Source organism: Telluria sp. GW821-FHT07G12 (genome assembly GCF_059418525.1).
Genome location: NZ_JBWKQA010000001.1, coordinates 1,013,936 through 1,036,158, shown reverse-complemented (window position 1 = coordinate 1,036,158; position 22,223 = coordinate 1,013,936). Strand labels below are relative to the sequence as shown.

General features: G+C 67.1%; 18 protein-coding genes. 10 read left to right on the top strand and 8 right to left on the bottom strand.

The window, feature by feature from the left end:
• Positions 1-29: 29 nt before the first annotated feature.
• The 3 genes from AC07PE_RS04940 to AC07PE_RS04930 all read right to left on the bottom strand — a co-directional run bounded on the left by AC07PE_RS04940 (position 30) and on the right by AC07PE_RS04930 (position 2,284).
• The gene (locus AC07PE_RS04940; RefSeq protein ID WP_498762134.1) at positions 30-236 is read right to left on the bottom strand and encodes a hypothetical protein; all 207 of its coding nucleotides are present in this window, start codon (positions 234-236) and stop codon (positions 30-32) included.
• Positions 237-360: 124 nt separating this feature from the next.
• Complete coding sequence (locus AC07PE_RS04935; RefSeq protein WP_498762132.1) at positions 361-1,200, bottom strand: phytanoyl-CoA dioxygenase family protein; 840 nt, start codon at positions 1,198-1,200, stop codon at positions 361-363.
• Between the two features lie 31 nt (positions 1,201-1,231).
• Positions 1,232-2,284 (bottom strand): M29 family metallopeptidase, encoded by a 1,053-nt coding sequence (locus AC07PE_RS04930; RefSeq protein WP_498762130.1) that lies wholly within the window; start codon positions 2,282-2,284, stop codon positions 1,232-1,234.
• Between the two features lie 170 nt (positions 2,285-2,454).
• Between AC07PE_RS04930 and AC07PE_RS04925 the strand changes: the two genes are divergently transcribed.
• From AC07PE_RS04925 to AC07PE_RS04895, 7 genes are all read left to right on the top strand, one after another.
• Positions 2,455-2,961 carry a DUF3828 domain-containing protein gene (locus tag AC07PE_RS04925; protein WP_498762129.1) on the top strand — a complete coding sequence of 169 codons (507 nt, stop codon included), beginning with the start codon at positions 2,455-2,457 and terminating at the stop codon, positions 2,959-2,961.
• Between the two features lie 136 nt (positions 2,962-3,097).
• Positions 3,098-4,594: a hypothetical protein gene (locus AC07PE_RS04920; protein WP_498762127.1), complete on the top strand. Its 1,497-nt coding sequence runs from the start codon at positions 3,098-3,100 to the stop codon at positions 4,592-4,594.
• Positions 4,591-6,075, top strand: coding sequence for a hypothetical protein (locus AC07PE_RS04915; RefSeq protein ID WP_498762125.1), 1,485 nt, complete (start codon positions 4,591-4,593; stop codon positions 6,073-6,075). The genes AC07PE_RS04920 and AC07PE_RS04915 overlap by 4 nt, the downstream gene beginning before the upstream one ends.
• A gap of 31 nt (positions 6,076-6,106) precedes the next feature.
• On the top strand, positions 6,107-6,559 hold the full coding sequence (locus AC07PE_RS04910; RefSeq protein WP_498762124.1) for a hypothetical protein: 453 nt from the start codon (positions 6,107-6,109) through the stop codon (positions 6,557-6,559).
• Between the two features lie 18 nt (positions 6,560-6,577).
• On the top strand, positions 6,578-10,345 hold the full coding sequence (locus AC07PE_RS04905; RefSeq protein WP_498762122.1) for a tubulin-like doman-containing protein: 3,768 nt from the start codon (positions 6,578-6,580) through the stop codon (positions 10,343-10,345).
• 9 nt (positions 10,346-10,354) lie between these two features.
• Positions 10,355-11,446, top strand: a complete 1,092-nt coding sequence (locus tag AC07PE_RS04900; protein WP_498762120.1) for a hypothetical protein — start codon at positions 10,355-10,357, stop codon at positions 11,444-11,446.
• A gap of 18 nt (positions 11,447-11,464) precedes the next feature.
• Positions 11,465-11,764 (top strand): hypothetical protein, encoded by a 300-nt coding sequence (locus AC07PE_RS04895; protein ID WP_498762119.1) that lies wholly within the window; start codon positions 11,465-11,467, stop codon positions 11,762-11,764.
• 16 nt (positions 11,765-11,780) lie between these two features.
• Here the strand turns inward: AC07PE_RS04895 and AC07PE_RS04890 are convergent, their stop codons facing one another.
• The 4 genes from AC07PE_RS04890 to AC07PE_RS04875 all read right to left on the bottom strand — a co-directional run bounded on the left by AC07PE_RS04890 (position 11,781) and on the right by AC07PE_RS04875 (position 18,402).
• Positions 11,781-13,838: a tetratricopeptide repeat-containing diguanylate cyclase gene (locus AC07PE_RS04890; protein ID WP_498762117.1), complete on the bottom strand. Its 2,058-nt coding sequence runs from the start codon at positions 13,836-13,838 to the stop codon at positions 11,781-11,783.
• A 140-nt stretch (positions 13,839-13,978) separates the two neighbouring features.
• Positions 13,979-15,775 carry an ABC transporter ATP-binding protein gene (locus AC07PE_RS04885; RefSeq protein WP_498762115.1) on the bottom strand — a complete coding sequence of 599 codons (1,797 nt, stop codon included), beginning with the start codon at positions 15,773-15,775 and terminating at the stop codon, positions 13,979-13,981.
• A complete protein-coding gene (locus AC07PE_RS04880) occupies positions 15,765-17,516 on the bottom strand; it encodes an ABC transporter ATP-binding protein (RefSeq protein WP_498762113.1) in 1,752 nt (583 codons plus the stop codon). Before AC07PE_RS04880 ends, AC07PE_RS04885 begins: the two co-directional genes overlap by 11 nt.
• 103 nt (positions 17,517-17,619) lie before the next feature.
• On the bottom strand, positions 17,620-18,402 hold the full coding sequence (locus AC07PE_RS04875; protein WP_498762111.1) for a phasin family protein: 783 nt from the start codon (positions 18,400-18,402) through the stop codon (positions 17,620-17,622).
• A 174-nt stretch (positions 18,403-18,576) separates the two neighbouring features.
• Here AC07PE_RS04875 and AC07PE_RS04870 point away from each other — a divergent pair, with 174 nt between their 5' ends.
• The 3 genes from AC07PE_RS04870 to AC07PE_RS04860 all read left to right on the top strand — a co-directional run bounded on the left by AC07PE_RS04870 (position 18,577) and on the right by AC07PE_RS04860 (position 21,103).
• Complete coding sequence (locus AC07PE_RS04870) at positions 18,577-19,857, top strand: amidohydrolase family protein (protein WP_498762110.1); 1,281 nt, start codon at positions 18,577-18,579, stop codon at positions 19,855-19,857.
• A 202-nt stretch (positions 19,858-20,059) separates the two neighbouring features.
• Complete coding sequence (locus AC07PE_RS04865; RefSeq protein ID WP_498762108.1) at positions 20,060-20,590, top strand: GNAT family N-acetyltransferase; 531 nt, start codon at positions 20,060-20,062, stop codon at positions 20,588-20,590.
• A 6-nt stretch (positions 20,591-20,596) separates the two neighbouring features.
• The gene (locus AC07PE_RS04860) at positions 20,597-21,103 is read left to right on the top strand and encodes a GNAT family N-acetyltransferase (protein ID WP_498762106.1); all 507 of its coding nucleotides are present in this window, start codon (positions 20,597-20,599) and stop codon (positions 21,101-21,103) included.
• Positions 21,104-21,132: 29 nt separating this feature from the next.
• Here the strand turns inward: AC07PE_RS04860 and AC07PE_RS04855 are convergent, their stop codons facing one another.
• The gene (locus tag AC07PE_RS04855) at positions 21,133-22,203 is read right to left on the bottom strand and encodes an alpha/beta hydrolase (RefSeq protein ID WP_498762104.1); all 1,071 of its coding nucleotides are present in this window, start codon (positions 22,201-22,203) and stop codon (positions 21,133-21,135) included.
• Between the last annotated feature and the right edge of the window lie 20 nt (positions 22,204-22,223).

The following is a 22,223-nucleotide window of genomic DNA, read 5'->3' as shown; positions in this document are numbered from 1 at the left end:
AGTGCATTAAAAGATACTGAGAGAGTATATCAGTCCGCCCGGCTCATGGGGATGTTTTGACGCTGGAGCGCCACGAAAAGTACGGCACAGGTAATGGCTTCTGACCAGTCAATCACTTGAAGGGCCTTGAGCACAGGCGCCGCTTCACTGAAGGAAGTATGGAAGCCGGGAATAGAAAATAAATGAGCGTTCGTCGAGCGCTTGGCATAACGCACGATGAGTACGAGCAGAAGCATCAACCGTGCTGCGGCAGCGCTCGTTGCCCAGAAAGCGACGTGTTTGCCGTCTACTTGAGGAGCACGAAAAACAAACGCTTTTGCAACGGCGGCAAGGGCTCACTCATTTGAGATGAGCAGCAGCTCAGTCGAACCCGCGCACCGGCAAGCTCGCATCTCGCTGAATCCAGTTGCGCGCCGAGTACGCAGTCCGCGCATCCGTCACATGCAAGGTGAACGCATGCCGCGACACGCTTGAGCGGTTCGGCGCGCTGTAATGTGGCAGCAGCCCATGGAAGCACACCAGGCTCCCGGCCTTCGCTTCCAGCGGCACCGCGGTCGAGTCATCCGGCCAGGGCGTCGAGTCCAGCTTCTCCATCGTGATCTGCTGGCCATCGCGCAGGAAGCGCTCGCGCAGCGGTCCGCGGTGGCCGCCCGGTTCGACCCACAGGCAGCCGTTGTCGACGGTCGCATCTTCGAGCGCGAACCAGAAGGTCGTCACGCTGATCGGCGTGGAATCGAAGAAGGTCGCGTCCTGGTGCCAGCGCACTTCGCCGCCGATGCCGGGCTGCTTGAAGATGTACATCGACTGCCAGACCTGCGGCTGTTCGAGTCCGAGGTCGCGCGCCACTGCCGCCAGTTTCGCATCGCGGGTGAATGCTTCGAACACCGGGTCGAGGTCGTGCATCGCGTGGCCGATCTTGTTGATCGACAGGGCCTTGGGCTGCTTCAGTTGTCCGTCGGCGTCGAAGGCTTCCTCTTCGAAGAAGCAGCGCACCGTGTTGTCCGAGCCGAGGAACCAGGCGTCGCTGGCGTTCTCCTGGTCGCGCGTGGTGAAGACGGCGCGCGACTCGGCCGGGTCGAAGGCCTCGACGATGTCGGAGGCGCGTGCGCGCAGGCGCGCGAGTTCGTCGGGCGATTTGAAATTCGGGATGACGATGTAGCCGTCGCGCTGGTAGTGGTCGCGCTGTTCCTGGGTCAGCATGTTCGGGACTCCGTTGAATGACCGCCGTATTTTACGCCGCCGACACCGTCCAGGCCCCGTCGGCATACACCTGCTCGCCGTCCAGGAACACCGCATCGGTCACCACGAACACGTCGATGTGATAGCGCGCGTCCTTGCGCTTGAAGCCCGGCTTCGCGTACACGCCGTGCTTGGCGCCCAGCGACAGGTGGATTCCGCACATGCGTTCGTAGGTGCCGATGTCGTCGACGCGGCGCTCGCGCGAGAAGGCGCGGTTCATGCCGAAGCCCAGCTCGCGCACCCAGACTTCGCCTTCGTCGCGGCGGATGATGTCAAGCACCTGCTGGAATTCCGGCGTCACGTTCTCGGCATCGACCACGCGGCCGCGCTCGATCACCAGCGTGATCGGCGATTCCGGACGGTTCACGAGGTAGGATGTATCGCCGAACACATGCACCTGGGCGCGGCCGCTGACGGCTTCCAGGTCCCGCGCCTCGGTGAACACTTCGCCGATCGGGAACTGGCCGCCGACGTTGTTCATCGCGCTGTAGTCGCCGACATTCAGCTTGGCCGACTCCAGGGCCGAATCGAACACGAGGACGGCGCCGCCGCCATGCACCTCCGCACGCGAAGCCGTATCGATGCGGCGCTTGAGCGCGTGGCCGACGCCGCGGAAGTACTGCGGATCGTAGGCCAGCGCCTCGATGTAGTGGTCGCCCTGCGCACCCGGCATGCGCGACAGGTGCACGTGCTCGATCACCTTCAGGCCCAGCTTGAACAGTTCCACGCGCAGGCGGAAGCCGTCGAGGCGGAAGTTGGTCGACTGTACCAGCACCACCAGGTCGCCCGCCGCATAGTCTTTAAAAGCCGCCAATACCGTCTCCGGCGGCACGCCGTCGAAGTCGATGAAGACCGCTTCCGGCAGGTTGCGGCGGTAGGCCTCGACCAGTGCGCGCGCCAGGCCGGTGCGCCCGTCGTAGACCACCAGCGCACGCCGGCCCGGCCCGTGTTCGAGCGCGATCGCGAGCACGTCGCGCAGGTGCGCGGTGGCGGCGTCGATGGCGGAAGAGGGCAGGTCGATGGTGGAAAGCTCGGTGGCGGTCATGGCGTCGAAACGGTGGGAAGCAACCCGTCATTATAGCCTCGCTCCCGGCTGCCTGGACGGCCGCGGCGATGCTTGCGGCAGCTCACGAACAGCCGACCGGCTTTGCTGCACAGTTTGTCTGTCGGGAGTCTATCATGTTGATTCTAAAAGAAAAATTTCCAATCTTTAACTTGCTGCCGCTTCTGCTTGCGCTTTCGCTTGCACTGTTGCTGGCGGCTGCCGCTCCCGCACGCGCGCTGGAGGTGAAGGCGGGCGCACGGGCGCCGGATGCCGTCGCCACCGAGTTCTACGGCTGGTACCTGGAGACCCTCGGCGCCGACCAGGATCCCCTCAGCGACCGCTACGACATCTTCACCCGCTACGTGGCCAGGGAGCTGGCGGCGAGGCTGGTCGAACGCCTGCAGGGCGGCAAGCTGCCGCAGCGCGATTACTTCACCCAGTCCGCCAGCTACCGGCCGGCCTGGCAGCGCAGCGTGCGTGCAGCCGTCATGCGCCAGCGTTCCGGTGCGGCGGACGTTCTGGTCACCCTCGGCGACGGCGGCGAGTCGCGCTTTGATGACGAAGGACCGCACCGGGTGCTGGTGCTGTCCATGGTGCTCGAGAACGGGATCTGGAAAATCCGCCAGGTTGCGGCCGTCGATGCAGCAGGAAGTTCCCCTGAACAGCCCGTCATTTGATCCGTGAAGCACCGCCCCGCGCTCCTTTCGTGAACGGCGCGCCGTGGCCCCATTGCTGGCGCTATGATTTCAAAAGCACAACGACCCCAGGATAGGCGTGGGCCGTGGCGTTTTTTGCGATCATCAGCGAGGGGTAATGACATACAGATGGGAAACGCCAGCCAGCGTCTGGCTGGAAGACGAGAGCAGCGGACAGTTCGAACTGGCGGCCACCGAAGGCCTGGGCCGGATCGACTGGAGCAGCCATGCGCGTGGACGCGTGGCCGACTTCGCGCACCTGCTCGGCGCATCGCTCCCTGCCTGCGATGGCGAGGGCTGCGAGCACTCGCCCATCTACCCCGAAGGTTTCTCCTTTTGCCCCGTCTGCGGCAAGCCCTTGACCCGCCTGGCAGGCAGTGCGCAGCGCCAGCCCGACTGGTGGGGCCCGCATGCCGACCAGCAGCTGCCGCGCCACGTGCCGCATGGCGTGCCGGTGACCTCGCTGCCGCTTGGCGACAGTCTGGAAGAACGCCCGGCCGCGCCCCACGTCGGCCGCTTCGACGCCACGATGCCGCCGCCGCCGAACGCCCAGTGCATCTTCATCGCCGCCGGCTACGGCTTTCCGGAACAACGCCTGCTGGCCCTGGCGCCGGGCCGCGGCGTGCTGCAGTACTGGGATCCGCTGGGCGAGCTGTGGCACGTGCTGGTGCCGGAAGAAGGCACGGCCGACCTGCGCTTCGGCGCCTCCGACTACAACTGGCTGCCGGCCACCGAGCCGCGGCGCGGTGAAGTCGGCCTGGTGCCGACCGCGCAAGGCCTGTACCGCCTGTGGATCAACCCGATCAACGAGACCTACCGCCTCGAACCGGTGCTGGCCGCGCCCCTGCTGGCCGCGCCGGGCGCGATGCGGCGCCAGCTGGCCTGCCTGGTGCGCGGGAATGCCGGCGTGCTGGTGCTGGCCTCGCTGAGTGCGGAGCTGGCGCCGGGACCGCAATACGAATGCGGCGCGCTGCCCCTGTCCGGCTGGAGCCGCCCGATCGGCTACGACGGCCAGCTAGCCTGGCTGCACGACGAGGGCCAGCTGCTGTGGCGCCCGGGCGAGGCGCCGCGCTTCCTGCCCTGGCCCGACACCTGGCTGCCGCGCCTGCAGTTCGGCGGGCCGACCCTGAGCCGCGACGGCCGCATGTGGCTGATCGGGCATGACGGCCAGTCCTACTGCTTCCTCGAACTCGGCGTCGACCGCCCGCAGCGCGAGCCCATCGACGGCGCGCGCCTGGGCTTTGCGAATCTGCTGTTCCGGCGCGGCCATCCGGTGGTCGACGAGCCCTGGTCCGGCGAGCACGTCGAGGACCAGAACGAGGACGATTCCCTGGTGCTGCCGCTGCTGCGCGGCTTCAACAACAACCGCGCCCAGCCCAGCGGCCTGGTGCTGCGCTTCCACAAATACACCGGCCGCGCCGAAGACGCGCTGGCCGACCGCGTGATCGCCCGTACCACGGTCGAATGGATAGGCCGGCGCAACGTCATTCTCGACGAGATCGCACGCCTGTCGCGACCCCTCGAGTGCCTGCCCTTCGTGTACGCCAAGCACCTGTGGCTGCACCACCCAGACTGGAACCGGATCCGCGGCTGGAACCTGGAAGAGCTGTCGTGAGGCGGGCCCTCGCTTTCGTCATCGCGCTCGTGGCAAGCCTGCCGGGGCTGGCCCTCGCCATCCCCCACGTGGTGCTGGTGCAGAACTCGGGCTGGATGGAGCCCTTTTATACCGACCCCAAATCGGCCTTCAAGCCGCTGGTGACGGAGCTCGTTTCGAGCGTCGTCCAGCCCGGGGACGCCCTGGTGCTGGCGGCCTTCAACCAGTCGCTGCCCGGTGCGCCTTCGCCGCGCGGGCTGCTGTCCGAGCAGGTCGATGCGAAGACGGTGCACGCCCACGTCGAGGCGGCGCTGAGCGGCCTGCAGACCGCGCGCAAGCCCGGCGGCCAGGCGCTGGCCGACACCGACCTCGGCGAGGCCGTCGACGCGGCCCTGAACCAGGTCCTGGCCGGCAAGCCGGGCCTGGTGTGGCTGGTGACGAACAACCGCAACAGCCCGAACAACGACCAGGCGACCGCCGCGCGCAACCGCGAGTTCTACACCCTGATCCACCGTGGCGCCGCGATCGACAAGGCCCTCGCGTTCCCGCTGCGGATGCCGGTAGCGGGCGCTCACTACAGCGCGAACGGCCTGATGGTCTATGTGTTCGCCGCCGGGAAGGAGGGCGGCCGAGCGCTCGACGCCCTGCTGGCATCGGGCCGCGTGCAGCGCGTGATCACCGAGCCGCCGGCCCGCCTGAAGCCGCTGGACCGCGACACCGTGCGCCTGGTGCCGCGCCGCGTCGAAGGTGCGCCCGGCGTGTCGCTGGCGATGGATGCGGGCGGCCGCCTGCATGCCGACGTCGAGCCGGATGCGGTGGCGCCTGGCACGCGCATCCAGTGGCAACTGCAGAACACGATCTACCCCTACACCATCGCCGACGCCACCATCAGCGCGCGCTCGATGCTGGCGGGCGAAAACCGTCCGATCGAACTCGCCCGCCATGAGGTCAAGCAGCTGGCGCCGGGCAAGGCCGAGCCGCTGGCCTCCAGCATGCAGCTGCCGGTGGCCAAGCTGCCGGGTAAATGGTCGGTCGAGGCGCTGAAATCCGCCGGCTCGGCCTATGTGCTGCCGGGCCAGATCGAGCTGCACCTGGCCGGCCAGAAGCTGGTGCTGTCGCAGGCCTTCCGGGAACGGATGGCGGCGCTGTTCCCCGGGGATCCGCTGCCGGAGATTTTTACGCCGCCCGCCGAGATCCAGGCCTCGACTGCGGTGCTGCCGCTGGAGGTGAGGGTTCACTACGGCTCCGGGCCGTTGCTGGCCGCGATCGCCGGGGCGCTGGCTCTGCTGGCGGCAGGCGCCGGCGCGGCCTATGCCTACGGCCGGCCGCGCCACGTGCAGCTGACGGTGGAGGACGAGCTGCGCACCGTTCACACGCGCGCCGGGGCGACGCAGCCGATTTACGACAAGGCAGGCCAGCAGGTGGCCAGCCTGAAGACGACGCTGTTCGGCCACCAGCTGATCGACCTGCGCGAAGGCGCCCAGGTCAGGCTGGGGCGCTGAAGTACTTATAAAAAATACCCGAGAGGACCCCATGCAAGATCAAAAACCAACCGACCCCGGCTTCAAGCTGCCCGGCCAGACGGCGCCCACCACGCCCCAGGACCCGCTGCCGAAGACGGCGCCCGATACCGCCAACCAGCCGGTCGAGATCGCACCGGGCGGCGCCACCAACCCCAGCGCGGCGCCGCTGCGCGATACCTCGGGACGCGACCTGGCGATCGGCGGCGCCGTATTGCTGGTGCTGCTGGTGATTTACTTCTTCGTGCGGAACGCCTACGTGCACCACCTGGTGGTCAAGCGCGTTGCGCCGTCTTCGGCCGGCAGCGCGGGCTGGCTGATGTTCGTGGGGCTGGCCTTCCTCTCCTTCGCGGCGGTGCTGGCGATCATCAACGCCGCCAAGTATCTGACGCTGGCGATCACGGGGCCGCTGGTCGTCATCGGCGTGGTAGCTCTCATCGCGGCGCTTTTCATCGGCCGCCGCTGAAATCAAGGAATAACGAACATGGCAGATTTTCCCGATCCCTCGGCGCTGAATAAAAAAGCCGAACTCAAAGTCGACCTGCGTCCGACGCTCTTCATCGGCGCCGGCGGCACCGGCATGGAAGTCATGATGCGGATCCGCCGCCGCATCCTGTCGGCGGTCTGGAACCGCCAGCATCCGACCCGCGTGGAGTCGATCGCCGACTTCCCGGTCGCGCGCTTCCTGCACTTCGACCTCGACAACCAGGCCATTATCGACGAGGGTAAATCGCAGCAGACCGACCCCTGGTTCGAGCTGGTGAAATTGAGCGACGAAGAGAGGCTCGTCGAGCCGCTCGACCTGCCGCAATACCACGAGTCCGACGACAGCCTGGCGCGCTTCCCGCTCATCGAAAACTGGATGCCGCTGCGGCCCAAGAAACTGCGCTCGCTCGGCATCGATCCCTCGAAGGGCGCCGGCCAGATCCGCGCGCTGGCGCGGCTGTACTTATTCGATAAGTATCCCAAGCTGCGCGGACGCATCAAGGGCGCGCTAAACTTCCTCAGCTCGAACGCCGGCATCGAGCGCAAGGAGAATTACCAGCGCCTGGGCCTGCAGGTCGATACGAGTAAATTCCGCATCGTCGTCATCGCCTCGAACGCGGGCGGCACCGGCGCCGGCAGCGCCATCGACCTGGGCTGGATCGCCAAGGCCATCGCGCGCCAGGAGGTGTCGGACAGCCAGGTCGACCTGGTGATGTTCCTGCCCTCGGGCTATGCGAAGGCCAACAAGGAGCGCACCGAGGCCAACGCCTACGCGACCCTGATGGAGCTCGAGACCACGATGCGCGACATGAATGCGCGCGTGCAGTGGATGGACCCGGACAGCGTGGTCGGGCGCGGCGCGCCTTTCGACGACGTCTACTTCGTCGACACCGCCAACCTGGCCAACAAGGCGACCCAGGACGTGAAGGACGTCTACCAGATGGTGGCGGACACCTTGTTCGAAGACTTTGCCTCGGCCGATTTCGCCAACCGCAAGCGCTCGGTGGCGGTCAACCAGCAGCAGCACAAGCTCGGGCCCTACAACCCGCGCGTGCCGGAACAGCGCTTCGGCGACATGCGCCTGTCCTATTCGAAGGTGTATTCCGCCTTCGGCCAGGCGGTGCTCGACACCCAGCAAAGCCTGCGCGACGATATCCGCGCGTATGAGCTGGCGGCGCTGATGGTGAAAGCCTTCTTCGGCCTCGCCAGTACGGACGGCACGGCGGCGCGCCGCGCCACCGATGCGGAACGCGACAGCTTCATGCGCGACCAGATGGGCATGGGCGAGCATCCCTTCTCGGAGTTCCCGGACTTCCGCAAGGGCACGGTGGACGTCACGCCCTTCCAGGAATACGCGCTCACCGACATGCTCTTGATGGACAAGGACCAGCGCTCGCTGCTGGAGCGGGTCGAAAGCAAGGTGCAGGTCGAGGTCGACCGCATCATGGCGTCCTACGACTTGAAACTGTGGCGCGAGAAGGTGGTCGAGCTGCTGCCCAACCTGGAGCGCGACGCCATCCGCGAAGCCGGCGCCACCGCCGAGACCAGCGAAGACCGCATCAAACGCCATACCGGCGAGCTGCTCGCCAACCTGCGCCTGAACGTACGCGGGCGCCTCTATATGCTGCTCGACGACCGCAAGCAGGGCGGCCTGGAATTCGTGCTCTCGCTGCTCGAGCAGGTGAAGAGCAGGCTGGCCCAGCGCGACCTCGCCAACGCCCAGCGCAACGGCAAGCGTTATCGGGACATCCGCGACGCCCTGCGCACGCGCCAGGTCGAGGAATCGCTGAACAACCTGACGCAGGCCGCCGGCCGCCTGTTCGGCAAGGACGCGCAGGCGCGCGAGGTCATGAACCATTTGAAGCGCGACATCGCCGACTACCTGCGCTTCCACTTGCTGGCGGTGGCGTCGGGGCAGGCGATCGACGTCATGAACAGCATGTCGGCCTGGCTGGGCAACCCGCAAGGCACCGACGAACAAGGCCAGGCCCAGTGGAGCGGCATCGCCGGCGAATTCCAGGAAGGACGGCGCTCCGTGCAGGCAATGCTGGCGGCCTGCGACCAGCGCATCGGCCAGCTGCGCGCCGACGCCCGCATTGACCACGCCACCTACATCAAGCTGGCCAGCGAGGTGCTGCCGCAGCCCGTCAAGCTCACCAGCGACGTCAGCGGCTGGGCCGAGGAAGTGCTGCTTGAATTCGGCGGCTCGGCCAAGCTGTTCCCGCAGCTGGGCGACGAGCGCCTGCGCGCCGACCTGCTATTGAAGCTGTTCCGCCGTGCGCAGACCCAGCTCTCCAGCATGCAGGCGGCCGGGCTGGAGCCGGCGCAGGCCATCGATCCGCTTCTGGATCGCCTGGGCGCGATGTCGCCGCAGGAGCGCCACCGCGTGTTCAGCGAGTGGATACGCAGCGCCATGCCCTGGATTAATGCGCGCTTCTCGGCCGAGTTCACGCCCAGCGCCGACCAGTTCAAGTGCTTCATCGGTGTCGGCGACCCGGCTGCCTGGCGCAAGCTGGAACCGGAGATCCGCGCCGCCGTGCCGACCGGCTTCCTGCACGGCGACGCCGTCGCCATCGTCAACACCGGCGTGGCGGGCAGGGCGGTCTGCTACATCGAGCTGTCCGGCTACCCGATGACGGTGCTGCGCGGCCTGCCGACCTGGCGCGCTTCCTACCAGATCGAGAACCCGAAGATCCCGACCCACCTGCACTTCGATTCGACGCGCTTCCGCCATCCGATTTCGCCGTCGATGGACGAGTTGAATCGCCTGGCCGACGACTACGAATGGTTCCTGCAGGCGGTGGCGCTGGGCGTCATCCGCCGCAAGCACGACGCCGGCGACCGCGAAGCCGCCTTCCAGCCGCGCGGCCAGTATTTGTTCGAAGTCGAGCAGGGCTCCGGCGAGTGGCTCCAGATCGGCAACGAGTATGCGATCCGTTCGAACGGCCTGCCGCCCTATTATCGCGAGCAGGTGATCGCCGCCGTGCGCCAGCGCCTGGGCGCGATGGGACCCTACCGGCTGGCGCTGCTGGCGGCGCTGATGCGCCACTACCAGCTGCGTGTGTATGAGCCCAAGCTGGAAGTCGACGAGACCGGCGCCCAGCTGCCCTCGCCATCGCTGCCGACCATCACCGCGCGGCGCCTGTATGACCAGTGGATGCGGCGTGCAGCGAGCCTGCATCCGGAGCTGTCGCCGGCCCAGGTGGAAGCGGCCCTGGCCCAACTCGACCTGTGGAGCGAGACGGTGCCGGATTCCGCCAGCGACGCCTATCACTGGGAGGTCGAGCGCCCGGTCGACAAACGCGTGATCCGGCCCGAATTCCTGGCCAGCGAGGCGCGCGCGCTGCAGGCGCTGGAGCGGCGTTCGGGAGCGCCGGCGGCGACGGCGCCGGGATTGGTGGCCGCGGACATTGGGCAGGGCGGCGGCGCGCCCGCGACCATCGTCAGCCCGACCATGCAGGCCACCCCGGCCGGCGCCGAATTGCATCCCGCGGCGGCCAGCCCGGCGGCTTTCGTGGTGGGCGCAACCCCGATGGCGGCGCGTTACAAGCTGTACGTGAACGGCGCCCAGCGCGGGCCGTACGCACTGGAAGAGGTCGCGCAGCAGCTGGCGCGCGGCGAGATCGACCAGGGCACGCGTATCTGGAACATGCAGTGGAACCCGCGCCAGGACAAGTGGAAGACGGTCGGCGAGATCCCGGAGCTGGCGGCGGCTTTCGACACCGCGATTCCGGATCCCGAGGACGGGATTCCGGATCCGGAGTAAAGGAGCAACGTGCACGATCAGGCAATTTACCGCTGCATCAACGAGGCTTGCGGCCGGCCCACGCCGCGGCCCGTCCATTACTGTCCCTGGTGCGGGACAGCGCAGGCGCGCGCGGGTGTGCAGGGGGCGCCGGCTGCCGCCGGTGTCACTGCGTCGCCGGCGTCCGCTGCGGCGGTCGCGGCGGCTGCCGGGGCGAGCGCCGCGGCGGCGCTGTCCGGCTGGTCGGATGCGCCGCCGGAGACGCCAGCGCCGTCTCCGTCGTCGTCGCAAGCCGGACCGCGGCCAGCCCCGGCCACCCCGAGCGCAAACGAATTCGGCCGCAGCGGCAAGCCTGCGCCGGCTGCGAAACCGGCACCGCCATCGCCGCCGCCACCGCCGCCACGCCAGGAAGTTCCGCGCCCGCCGCTGGCTGCCCACCCACCCAAGCGCTCGCCGATCCGGCTGCGTTGGTGGATCCTGGCGCTGGCCCTGCTGTGGGGCCTGTGGCTGATCGCCAAGCCCTCGACCAAGAAGATCGACCGCCAGATCGACGCCGCGATCGCCCTGGCGCGCGAATGCAAGGGCAGCGAAGCGCAAGCCGATCTGATCGCCCTGCGCAAGTCGCGCGCCACGCCGGAGCAGCTGCAGCGCCTGCAGCAGGCGCTCAACGACGAAGCCGCCAAGTGCACCAAACGGCGCCAGCGCGGCAAGGCCTGGAGCGACGCCAGCAACGCGGTCGAGGCGGCGCTGGCAGCGGCCAGCTGGGACAAGGCGAAGACCCGCCTGCAAGCCTTCACCAGGCGCTGGGGCGAGGACGAGGACACGCGCGCCATGCAGGAACACATCGAAGCCGCACGCCGCGATGCGGCTCACCCGCTGGCCGTGCCGCGCAGCGCGGTCGGCTCCTCGGGCGGGGGCGCCACCGGCTCGGGCGGCGGCGCATCGCAAGGCGCGGCGCAATCGGCCCGCAACCTGATCCAGAGCGCCGAGGGCGACCTGGCGCGCGGCGATTATGGCGCCGCAATCGACAAGATGACGCTGTGCCTGAGCATGGTCGATGCCGGCAACCGCGAGTGCCGCGCGCTGAAGACCCAGGCCGAGCAGCAGGCGAAGTTCCAGTAACCGGAAAGGAGGAGCAGCATGAAACCCATATCGACAACCGCCATCTTGCTTGCCGCCCTGCTGGCCGGCTGTAATCAGACGCCTGCCGACGGCATGGGCCCGGCCCAGAAAGCCGGCAAGGTCGTCGACGAGGCTGGCGCCAAGGTGCAGACGGCGGTCCAGGACCAGGTGGTCAAGGCCGACGCCGCCGCCGAGCGGGCGCGTGAGAAGGCGAAGGTGGCGGCGGCGGAGGCCAGGGAGAATCTGGACCGGGCGACCGCGAAAGTAGGGGAGAAGGTCGAGAAGGCTGGGGAGAAGATGCAGGAGGCGGCGCGCTAGCGTCCCCCGCGGGCGCTCAGGAAACCGCGCGCAACTCCTGCCAGGGCCCCTGCACCACCGACAGCTCCACGCTGCCGGCACGCCACGCAGCCTCGATATCCTGCTCGATCTGCTCCATGCTCATGCGCGTATCGCCGGCAAAGCCCTGTACGCCGTAGGCGCGATTGCGGCCGTGGCCCTTGGCCAGGTAGAGCGCCATGTCGACCAGGTTGACGGCGCGTTCCCAGGACATCGATTTGCCGCCCGGCGCCAGCGGGAAGGGGGCGAAACCGATCGACACATTCACCGACAGCCTGGTGCCCTGGTAGTCGATGCTGCGGGCCGGGATGCCGTTCAGCAGGCGGCGTGCGACGTCGTCCAGGCTGCTGCGCGGTACGGACGGCAGGAAGGCCAGGAATTCCTCGCCGCCCCAGCGCACGATCATGTCGGTCTCGCGCAGGATCTCGCGCATGGCGTCGGAGATCTCGCGCAGCACCGCGTCGCCGGCGCCGTGGCCGTAGGTATCGTTGATGTGCTTGAAATGGTCGACGTCCATCAGGTAGAGCGCGCTGACCGTTTCCTCGTCGGCGGAGGACTGCGCGATCTCCTGGTGGCCGCGCATGAATTCCTGGAAGTGGCGGCGGTTGTAGAGGGCGGTCAGCGGGTCGCGCGCGCTCTGCTGCTTGAGCTCCAGGTTCTTTTCCTCGAGCTGGGCGTTGGTCTGGCGCACTTTGCGGTACAGGAAGTAGACGATCACCGCGGACAGCGCGAACACCAGCGCCAGCAACCACCAGACGCGCTGCTGCAGGCGGCGGTTGTCGATCTCGGTGCTCTTGACCTGGTTTTCCTGGCGCAGCAGCTCGATCTGGCGTTGGCGCTTGTCGGCTTCGTACTTTTCCTGCAGCTCCACCATCGCCTTCTGGCGGCGCGTCTCGAACAGCTCGTTCGACAGCTTGCGTTCGCGATGGTAGATCGCCACCGCTGCCGGGAAGTCGCCGGCGCGCTCGAGGGCGTCGCCATACTCGGTCAGGATGGCCTGCAGGTCGGGCTTGTGGCCGGCCTTGTCATACCAGACCATGCCTTCTTCGATGAACTTCTTGCCCTCGGCGAGGCGTCCCATCGCCAGGTAGACCTGGCCGATGTTCACGCGTGCGGTGGCCATGGTCGCTTCGTCCTTGTTGCGCTGCGCCTGTTCCAGCGCCTGCTGGGCCGATGCCATGGCGTTGCGGTAGTCGCGCTGTTTCAGGTAGAAGTCGGACAGGTTGACGTAGGTCGTGGCGATCATCGGGCCGGCATTGATCTTGCGGGCAAGGTCGAGCGCCGCCTGCAGGGCCTTGAGACCGCGCTGCATCTGTCCGGAGTCGATCGAGACGCCGTATTCGGTGGTCTTCAGGATGGCCAGGCGGCCCGGCGAGTCCAGGTTTTCGGCCGCGCGGTAAGCCTCGTCCAGCGCCTCGAACGCCTTGGCGTGCTCGCGCATCTGGTTGTACAGGTAGGCGAGCGAATTCAGCGCCATGACCGAGTACAGCGGATTGCCGCTCTGGCGCGCCAGGGTGACAGCGGCTTGCATCTTGCCCAGGGCGGTCGGGAAATTGCCGTCTTCGGCGTAGGACTCACCGGCGGAAATGGTGGCGCGCAGACGCAGGTCGAGGTCGGGGCTGGACGCGGCCAGTTTTTCGGCCTCCCATACCAGCTCGTGCGATCGCCCCATCTCGTTGATGGCGAACAGGGCGTAGGCTTTCGCCAGCAAAGCCTTGGTAATGGCGTGCTGGTCTCCGCTTGCGCGCGCGAGCGCCAGCGATTGCTCGCACAAGGGCAAGGCGTTTTCCTTGTCGCCGGTCCGGTAATGGGCAATGCAGGACAGGCTGACGAATTCGGCATGCTCCGCATCGGACGCCTTGCTTGCCGTCGGCGCCAGTTCCACCAGCATCGCCATGCCGCGCTGGGGATTGATGCGCAGGGTTTCCTGTATTTCAGCAAGGCGTGGGGCAAGGGGGCCCGGATAAGCGGCAGCGCCGCCTGACGCGCACAAAAGCGCGAACAGCAGCGTGAGGCTGCGCCGGTTGTGTGATCCGCGTTTCAGGCCTGCCAACATAGTTCCCCAGGGACGTGTCGATTGCGTCCCACCCGGGACTCAACCAACCATTGTACGCCCCTTGCTACAAAGAAATACACATTTTCCATGGTATATGCGAAAAAGCGACAGCCATTCCGCGAGCTCATGGATGCGCATGATTAAACGACAAGTTGTTGCAGGAGGTAGAGGCGCTGGTACAGCCCGCCCTCGATGCGCATCAGCTCCTCATGGCTGCCGGCTTCGCTGATGCGGCCGTGGTTCAGCACGACGATGCGGTCGGCGTCGCGGATGGTCGACAGGCGGTGCGCGATGGCGATGACCGTCACCTTGCCGCGCAGCCCGACCACGGCCTGCTGCACGATCTGCTCGGTCTGGCTATCGATGCGCGAGGTCGCTTCGTCCAGCAGCAGGATGCGCGGCTTGCCGGCCAGGGCGCGCGCGATCGCGATCAGCTGTTTCTGGCCGGACGACAGGCGCGAGCCGCCTTCGCCCAGCGGCGTGTCGTAACCCTGTTCCAGCGCGGCGATGAAGTCGTGGGCGTGGGCCGCGCGCGCCGCCGCTTCGATCGCTTCCTGCGGCAGGCCGCGCCCCATGTCGATGTTCTCGCGCGCCGACGCCGCCAGCAGGAAGGGATCCTGCGGCACCAGGCCGACCTCGTTGCGGAAGCGTTCGTTGGCGATGCCGGCCAGCGGCTCGCCATGGATCTCGATGCTGCCTTCCTTGACCGGGTAGTAGCGCAGCAGCAGCGACAGCAGGGTCGACTTGCCGCTGCCGGTGTGGCCGACGATGCCGAAGAAGGCGCCCTGCGGGATCTCCAGCGACAGGTGGTGCAGCACGGTGACGCCATCGACGTAGCCGAAGCTCAGGTCGCGCACGCTCACCGCCGGCGCGCCTTCGATCTGGTTCGCCGGCGTGTCGGCCGGACGGCCGCCGCTGCCGCTGCGCATGCCGTGTTCGGGCGCGCTGGTCTCGTCCAGCAGGTGCGCCACGCGCGCGGTCGCGACCACCGCCTGCTGCAGGCCGCTGAACTGCATCGTGATCTGGATGAGCGGCTCGACTACCCGCGCGATATAGCTGATGAAGGCGTACAGCACCCCGACCTCGACCGCGCCCATGCTCTGGCGGCCGAAGCTGAAGATCACCACCGCCAGCAGGATCACGTTGAGGAAGTCGAGGGCAGGGCGCAGCAGGAAGGCGTTGGCGCGCAGCTCGGCCACGCGCGCCGTGTAGTGCTGGTCGTTGGTGGCTTGAAAACGCTGGCCGAAGCGGTGCTGGGCATTGTTCGCCTGCAGCACGCTCATGCCGCCGATCGATTCCGCCATCTGGGCGTTGATGTCGCTGCGCAGGGCGCGGGCGCGCGTGACGGCCGGCGCGCTCAGGCGCTGGTACAGCCAGATGATGCCCAGGACCGCCGGCAGCAGGGCCAGCACGATCAGCATCAGATGCCAGTCCAGCCAGGCCATCGCGATCGAGGTCCCGACCAGCACGATGGTGGAGTCGAGGATCACGAACAGCACCTGGATGTACAGGGTTTTCACGGCCTCGGTGTCGTTGGTGACGCGGCTTACCAACTGGCCGGTGATGGCGCGGTCGAAGAAGGCCATCGGCAGACGCAGCACGTGGCCGTAGACCCATTCGCGCAAACGCTGCACCGAGCGCATCGCCAGGCCGGATAAGCGCACCAGCTGCAGGAAGCGCAGCCAGGACGCGGCCCAGCCGGTCAGCAGGACGCCGGCCAGCAGCCAGCCCATGCGGGTCCAGTCCAGGTGGTGCGGCAGCAGGTGATCGTCGATCAGCTTCTTGCCCAGCAGCGGTCCCAGGACTTCGAGGCCGGCGGCCAGGATCAGCCAGCCCGTGGCCCAGATCAGGTGCTGGCGGTCCGGCTGCGCGGCGCGGCGCAGCAGGCCGGCGGCCTGTTTCGCCTGGGCCGGCGTCGTTTTTTCTTTAGACTGCATCGAGGCTGGCCTCCAGTTGTTGATAGCGCCACTGGCTGGCGTACCAGCCGTCCAGCTCGAGCAGGGCGTCGTGGCTGCCCGATTCGACGATTCGGCCGTCCTTCAGCACGATGATCAGGTCGGCCTTGACCACGGCCGACAGACGGTGGCTGGCGATCACCGCGGACAGTTCGGGACGCGAGGCGCGCAGTTCGTCGAGGTGCTCGAGGATGCGGGTCTCGGTGCCGGTATCGACCGCGGATAAGGCATCGTCGAGCAGCAGCAGCGGGCTTTGCGCCAGCAGCGAGCGCGCGATCGCCACGCGCTGGCGCTGGCCGCCGGACAAGGTGATGCCCTTTTCGCCGACCGGGGTGTCGTAGCCGTCCGGGAAGCGCAGGATGTCGTCGTGGATGTCGGCCATGGTCGCTGCATGCTCGATCTCCGTGCGCGAGGCGCCGGGCTTGCCGAGGGCGATGTTCTCGGCAATCGAGGCCGAGAAGAGGAAGGATTCCTGCGGCACCCAGCTGATGCCGGCGCGCAGCGTCGCCAGTGTGTATTCGTCGAGGGCGTGGCCGCCCCAGCTCACGCGCCCGTGCTGGGGCTCGGCCTGGCGCAGCAGCACGCGCAGCAAAGTGGACTTGCCGGCGCCGGTGGGGCCGACCAGGCCCAGGGTCTGGCCGGGCTCGAGGCGCACCGACACCTGCTTCAGCGCGGGCGTCTGCTGGCCGGTATAAGCGAAGCTGAGGTCCCGCAGCTCCAGCGGACCGCGCCGCAGCTGCTCGAGGGTGCCGTGGTCGTCGATTGTCAGCGGCGCCTCCAGCAGCGGCTGCAGGCGCGCCAGTGCGGCGCGTCCGCGTTCGATCAGGGACAGTACCCAGCCGGCCGCGAACATCGGCCAGATCAGCTGCCCGAGGTACATCGTGAAGCTGGTGAGCGAGCCGATGGTGAGCTGGTTGTTCCACACCAGGTAGCCGCCCAGGCCGAGCGTGAGGCCGGTGGCGGCCGTCAGGGTCAGGCCCACCGCCGGCTCGTAGGCCGCTTCCCATTTCTGCGCGGTCAGGCTGGCCCTGGCGGCGTTCGCGGCCAGTTCGCCGAACTGCTTGGCGCTGCGCTGCTCCAGGCCGAGGGCGCGCAGGGTGCGCACGCCGGACAGGGTCTCCTGCACGTGATCGTTCAGCGCGGAGAAGCGTTTCAGCGAATCGCTGGACGCGGTGTGGATATGGCTCGAGATGCGCCAGAAGGCCAGCGCCATCAGCGGGAAGGGCAGCAGGGCGATTAGGGTCAGGCGCCAGTCGACGCCGAGGAACATGATGCCGAGGACCATGACCAGGGTCAGGGTGCCGTCGAAGCCGGCCAGCATCGCTTCGCCGGCGGCCTGCTCGATGGCGTCGATGTCGTTGGTGGCGAGCGCCATCAGGTCGCCGGTGCGCTGGCGCTGGTAGAAGGCCGGGCCCTGGCTTGAGAGCCTCGCGTACAGGCGGGTGCGCAGCTCGACCCCGAGACGGTAGGCGGCGGAATACAGGCGCAGGCGCCAGGCCACGCGCAGCACGTAGATGGCCAGGCCGAGGCCGAGCAGCTGCAGCAGCTGGATGGTGAGGTCGTGGCCTTGCAGGCGATGCGCCGCAAGGGCGTCGATGGTGGCGCCGACCTTGCGCGGCACCAGCACCGAGCACAGGGCGACGCCGAACAGCATCACCGCCGACGACGCGTACGAACGCCAATGCCGGCGTACGAAGCCGCCGATCAGCCTAGCCAAACCCATTGCGTGTCCTGTTCTTCGATCGTGTTGCGAGGACCGCTAATGTACTATTTTTGCCAGGCTCCTGCAGATCGGCAGTGCTTTGAAGCTACGCGTTCGCTTTCGCTCACTTCCTGCGCGAAGAGCGCGATGCTTTCGGCGGCGGCGCGATGACCGGTGCGATGCTGTCCGGCGGCGTCACCGGCGGCAGTTCGACCTGGCCTTCCGCTGCCTCCAGCGGCACGGTGGAGGCGAGCGGATGCCCGGCGCCGGCAGGCTTCGGCGACACCTCGTTCAAGGCCTTGGCCAGCGCGGTGGGTTCCGCGGGCGGGACGTCGTCGGCGATGGCGGTTTCGATGGCGGCTTCGAATTCCGCTACCTTGGCGTCGGCTTGTGCGTCCGCCGGAGCGGCGTCCACGCGCGCCACGGTGCCGGCATCGATCGCGGCTTCGGCATGCGCGGCGCCGATGTCCACGGCTGCGGCGGCGATCTCGCTGGTGATGGTGGCGGCGGCATCGGTGGCGATCGAGGCCTGCTCGATCACCTGGGTATAGCTGGTCGGGACGTTGGCGGTGGTCGCCGGGGCGGCCAGCAGCGGCATCGCGGCGGCGGGCAGGGTGCGCACGCCGGCGGCAATGCCGGCCAGTTCGCGGCCGTAGGAGAACAGGGCCTGCCACTGTCCCTGGGTGGCGGAGCCGAGGGCGAACAGGTCGCGCGGGTCGCGCACCTCGAGCAGCTGCTTGACGGTGCCGGCGGCCTGCTCGACGGAGGCGCGCGAGGCGCGCACGTTCAGCGCGGCCAGCTGGCCGGCGCTGTCGAGCGCGCGGGAGGTGAAAGTGCGGAAGAAATCGAGCTGGGCTTCGAACTGCGCCTGGCGGACGGCGGACAACTGGTCGGAAAATTGAGTCATCGGTATCCCTTTATATTCAGTTATGACGCACTGCAATAAGATCTAGTGTAAAGGCGTTCCCTGGTGTTGGAAAGTGATATTTGTGTTGTTTTTGCAAGGAAATCTTGCGATGCAGCATGAGTTATTGCTGCATCGTTCGCAGTACAATGAGTCGTCCTCATCAGGAGAATGTGTATGGATCTCGTCATCCGCAACGCCGCCCTGGCCGATGGCCGCCATGGAATCGACATCGCCATCGAGGGCGAGCGCATCGCCGCCGTCGGCACGCAGCTCCCGCAGCGGGGCGCACGCGAGATCGACGCCGGCGGCGACCTGGTCAGCCCGCCTTTCGTCGACGCCCACTTCCACATGGACGCCACCCTCAGCTACGGCCTGCCGCGCGTGAACGAATCCGGCACGCTGCTGGAGGGGATCGCGCTGTGGGGCGAGCTCAAACCCCAGCTGGCGCAGGAGGCGCTGATCGAACGCGCGATGCAGTACTGCGACTGGGCGGTGGCGCGCGGCCTGCTGGCGATCCGCACCCACGTCGACGTCTGCGACGACCGGCTGCTGGCGGTCAAGGCCCTGCTCGAGGTGAAGCGCCGCGTCGCGCCGTACATCGACCTGCAGCTGGTGGCCTTCCCGCAGGACGGCCTGTTGCGCAGCCCCAGGGCCTTCGACAACCTGAAGCGCGCGATCGCGATGGGCGTGGACGTGGTCGGCGGCATTCCGCACTTCGAGCGCACCATGGCGCAAGGCGCCGAATCGGTGCGCCTGCTGTGCGAGTTCGCCGCGGAGAAGGGGCTGATGGTCGACATGCACTGCGACGAGACCGACGACCCGCTGTCGCGCCACATCGAGACCCTGGCCTTCGAGACGCAGCGGCTGGGGATGCAGGGCAGGGTGACCGGCTCGCACCTGACCTCGATGCATTCGATGGACAACTACTACGCCAGCAAGCTGATTCCCCTGATTGCCGAATCGGGCGTGGCGGCGATCGCGAACCCGCTCATCAACATCACCCTGCAGGGCCGCCACGACAGCTATCCGAAGCGGCGTGGCATGACGCGGGTGCCGGAGCTGCTGGCGGCCGGGGTGCCGGTCGCCTTCGGCCACGATTGCGTGATGGACCCGTGGTACGGGCTCGGCTCCGGCGACATGCTGGAGGTGGCGCACATGGGCCTGCACGTGGCCCAGATGACAGGGCAGGCCGCGATGCGCCAATGCTTCCTGGCCGTGACCGAGACCCCGGCGCGCATCCTCGGCCTGCAGGGCTACGGCATCGAAGCGGGCTGCAATGCCGACCTCGTCCTGCTCGACGCCGGCGGTCCGGTCGAAGCGATCCGCCTGCGCGCCGCACGCCGCCTGGTGTTGCGGCGCGGCAAAGTGCTGAGCGAGGCGCCGCCTGCGCGCGCGACCCTGCAACTGCCGGGCAGGCCGCAGAGCGTCGATTTCCGCCTGACCCGCAAAGAGTAGGAATGTTTGCCGAGTCCTGCCTATACAAGTGAACACAGGAGAAAATCAGTAAACGTGGCGCATGGACGTGCTAAATCTTCGGGAAAAGTTGCGCACCGTAACTCAATTTCCATGTGTAAATGCAGTTACATTTTTCCCTGGCCGTTTGCTCAGTTCCCGGTTTAGAATCTTGCGCTTTCGTTACACTCCAGCGGGCTCAGCAGTGAGAGATATCCAGATTCGACCAGCGCGCGACGCCGACTTCAACGCCATGTGGGCCATCTTCCAGGCCCACGTCGCCACAGGCGAAACCGTCGTCCATGGCGGCTCGACCAGCCGTGAAGACAGCCGCGAGTACTGGTTCGCGCCCAGCGCGACAACCTTCGTGGCCGTCAAGGGCGAGGAGCGGGTACTCGGCATGTACAAGCTGCAGCCGAACCACTTCGGACGCGGCAACCACGTCGCCAACGCCTCCTACATGGTGAGTCCGAACGCGCAGGGCGTGGGCGTGGGCCGCATGCTGGGGGAGCACAGCATCGAGGAAGCGCGCCGCCAGCGTTACCTGGCAATGCAGTTCAACTACGTCGTCAGCACCAACAGTCCTGCGATCACCTTGTGGAAGCGGCTGGGCTTTTCGATCGTCGGCACCCTGCCCAAGGCTTATCGGCACCGGCGCCTGGGTTTTGTCGACGCCTATGTGATGTACAAATTACTGGAAGACCCGGCGCGCTGGGACCTTCCCGAGGAAGACTGACAGTTCATGGAGATCGTCCGTACCGAACGCCTGCGGCTGCGCACTGCGACGCCCGACGACGTCGAGTTCTATCACGCGCTGGTCAACGACCCCGCCTTCATCGAGCATATCGGCGACCGCGGCATCCGCACGCTGGACGACGCCTTGCAGGCCTTGCTGGTCGGACCGATCGCAATGCAGGAAGAGCGTGGTCATTCGCTGTACGTGGTCGAGTTGAGCGAGGACGGATCGCCGATCGGCATGTGCGGCCTGATCAAGCGCGACACGCTGGACGAGATCGACATCGGCTACGCCTACCTGCCCGACTGGCGCGGCCAGGGCTATGCCTACGAGGCGGCGCGGGCGGTGCTGGACTATGCGCCGACGCTGGGCATCCGCAAGCTGGTGGCGATCGCCAAGCCCAGCAACATCGCCTCGAACGGGCTGCTGCGCAAGCTGGGCATGCGTTTCGTGGAGTTCAAGCACCTGGTGCCGGACGATGCCGGCACCAATCTGTACAGCATCGAGTTCTGACGTCGTCCCCGCGCAGGCGGGGATCCAGGTTACTGTTTGCTGCTACCCCAGGGGAAGAACCAGGTCAGGGGCTTTTCCACCCGCGCCGCCCACGAAGCCTCGTTGTGCTTCGCACCCTCGGCCTTGAAGAACAGCAGGTCTTCGTTGTCGCGGTAGCCCTTGGCGCGCATGGCTTCCAGCATCTTCGTCGTGTCGTCGAGGCCATCGTCGACGGTGCCGGCGTCGAGGTAGAACTTGACCGGCAGGTGCGCCGGCAGTTTGCTGATCAGGGCGCCCTTGTTCCACCAGAAGGAACTGGACACGCCGCCCGCTTTCGAGAAGGTCTCCGGATAACGCTGCGCGATCGCAACCGAGGCGATGCCGCCGAGGGACGAGCCCATGATCGCGGTATTCTCCTTGCCCGGCAGCGTGCGGTAAGTGCGGTCGACCCAAGGTTTCACCGTCTCGACGATGAAGGCGCCGTAGGCATCGAGCTTGCCGCCGCCGTATTTCGGGTCGCAGCAGGGCGTGTACTCGGGAATGCGGTCCGGCGTGTTGTCGATACCGACCACGATCACTTCCTCGGTGATGCCCATCGCGATCAGGTGGTTCATGGTCTCGTCGATGCCCCATTCGACGCCGTAGGCCGCGGTCTTCGCGTCGAACAGGTTCTGGCCATCGTGCATGTAGAGCACCGGATAGCGCTTGGCCGGATTCTCCGCATAGCTGGGCGGCAGCCAGATGCGCAGCGCGCGCTTGTTGTTCAGCTGCTTTGATTCGAAGTCCTTCACGATCGTCAGCTTGCCGAAGGGTGCGCCGAAGAAGGGGTAGATGTCGACGGTACTGCCGGCCGCCAGTTTGTAGGCGCCGCCGATCGAGACCTTGTCCTCGCCAAGCGTCGGTTTCATCTGCACGTCGCCCAGCGCGTCAGGCCAGGTGTAGGTCCAGATGTTGACCGGGGCATCGGGGCGCTGCGCGGGCACGCCCTTCGACCAGCTCATCGGCCCCTTGTCGCCGATGACGCGGATTTCTTCCTTGCCGGCCGGGTAGTGGATGCGTACCGTGGTGGCGCCGGCCTGCTGGGCGGCCAGGGCCAGCATCGCAAGTACAGCCGTCTTCATGAGTCGTTTCATACGTTTCC

Coding starts and splice junctions, on each gene's coding strand:
- AC07PE_RS04870 (WP_498762110.1), top strand. CDS start 18,577: ATGGATCTCGTCATCCGCAACGCCGCCCTGGCCGATGGCCGCCATGGA.
- AC07PE_RS04885 (WP_498762115.1), bottom strand. CDS start 15,775: ATGCAGTCTAAAGAAAAAACGACGCCGGCCCAGGCGAAACAGGCCGCC.
- AC07PE_RS04880 (WP_498762113.1), bottom strand. CDS start 17,516: ATGGGTTTGGCTAGGCTGATCGGCGGCTTCGTACGCCGGCATTGGCGT.
- AC07PE_RS04940 (WP_498762134.1), bottom strand. CDS start 236: ATGCTTCTGCTCGTACTCATCGTGCGTTATGCCAAGCGCTCGACGAAC.
- AC07PE_RS04930 (WP_498762130.1), bottom strand. CDS start 2,284: ATGACCGCCACCGAGCTTTCCACCATCGACCTGCCCTCTTCCGCCATC.
- AC07PE_RS04875 (WP_498762111.1), bottom strand. CDS start 18,402: ATGACTCAATTTTCCGACCAGTTGTCCGCCGTCCGCCAGGCGCAGTTC.
- AC07PE_RS04895 (WP_498762119.1), top strand. CDS start 11,465: ATGAAACCCATATCGACAACCGCCATCTTGCTTGCCGCCCTGCTGGCC.
- AC07PE_RS04905 (WP_498762122.1), top strand. CDS start 6,578: ATGGCAGATTTTCCCGATCCCTCGGCGCTGAATAAAAAAGCCGAACTC.
- AC07PE_RS04920 (WP_498762127.1), top strand. CDS start 3,098: ATGACATACAGATGGGAAACGCCAGCCAGCGTCTGGCTGGAAGACGAG.
- AC07PE_RS04860 (WP_498762106.1), top strand. CDS start 20,597: ATGGAGATCGTCCGTACCGAACGCCTGCGGCTGCGCACTGCGACGCCC.
- AC07PE_RS04890 (WP_498762117.1), bottom strand. CDS start 13,838: ATGTTGGCAGGCCTGAAACGCGGATCACACAACCGGCGCAGCCTCACG.
- AC07PE_RS04855 (WP_498762104.1), bottom strand. CDS start 22,203: ATGAAGACGGCTGTACTTGCGATGCTGGCCCTGGCCGCCCAGCAGGCC.
- AC07PE_RS04910 (WP_498762124.1), top strand. CDS start 6,107: ATGCAAGATCAAAAACCAACCGACCCCGGCTTCAAGCTGCCCGGCCAG.
- AC07PE_RS04935 (WP_498762132.1), bottom strand. CDS start 1,200: ATGCTGACCCAGGAACAGCGCGACCACTACCAGCGCGACGGCTACATC.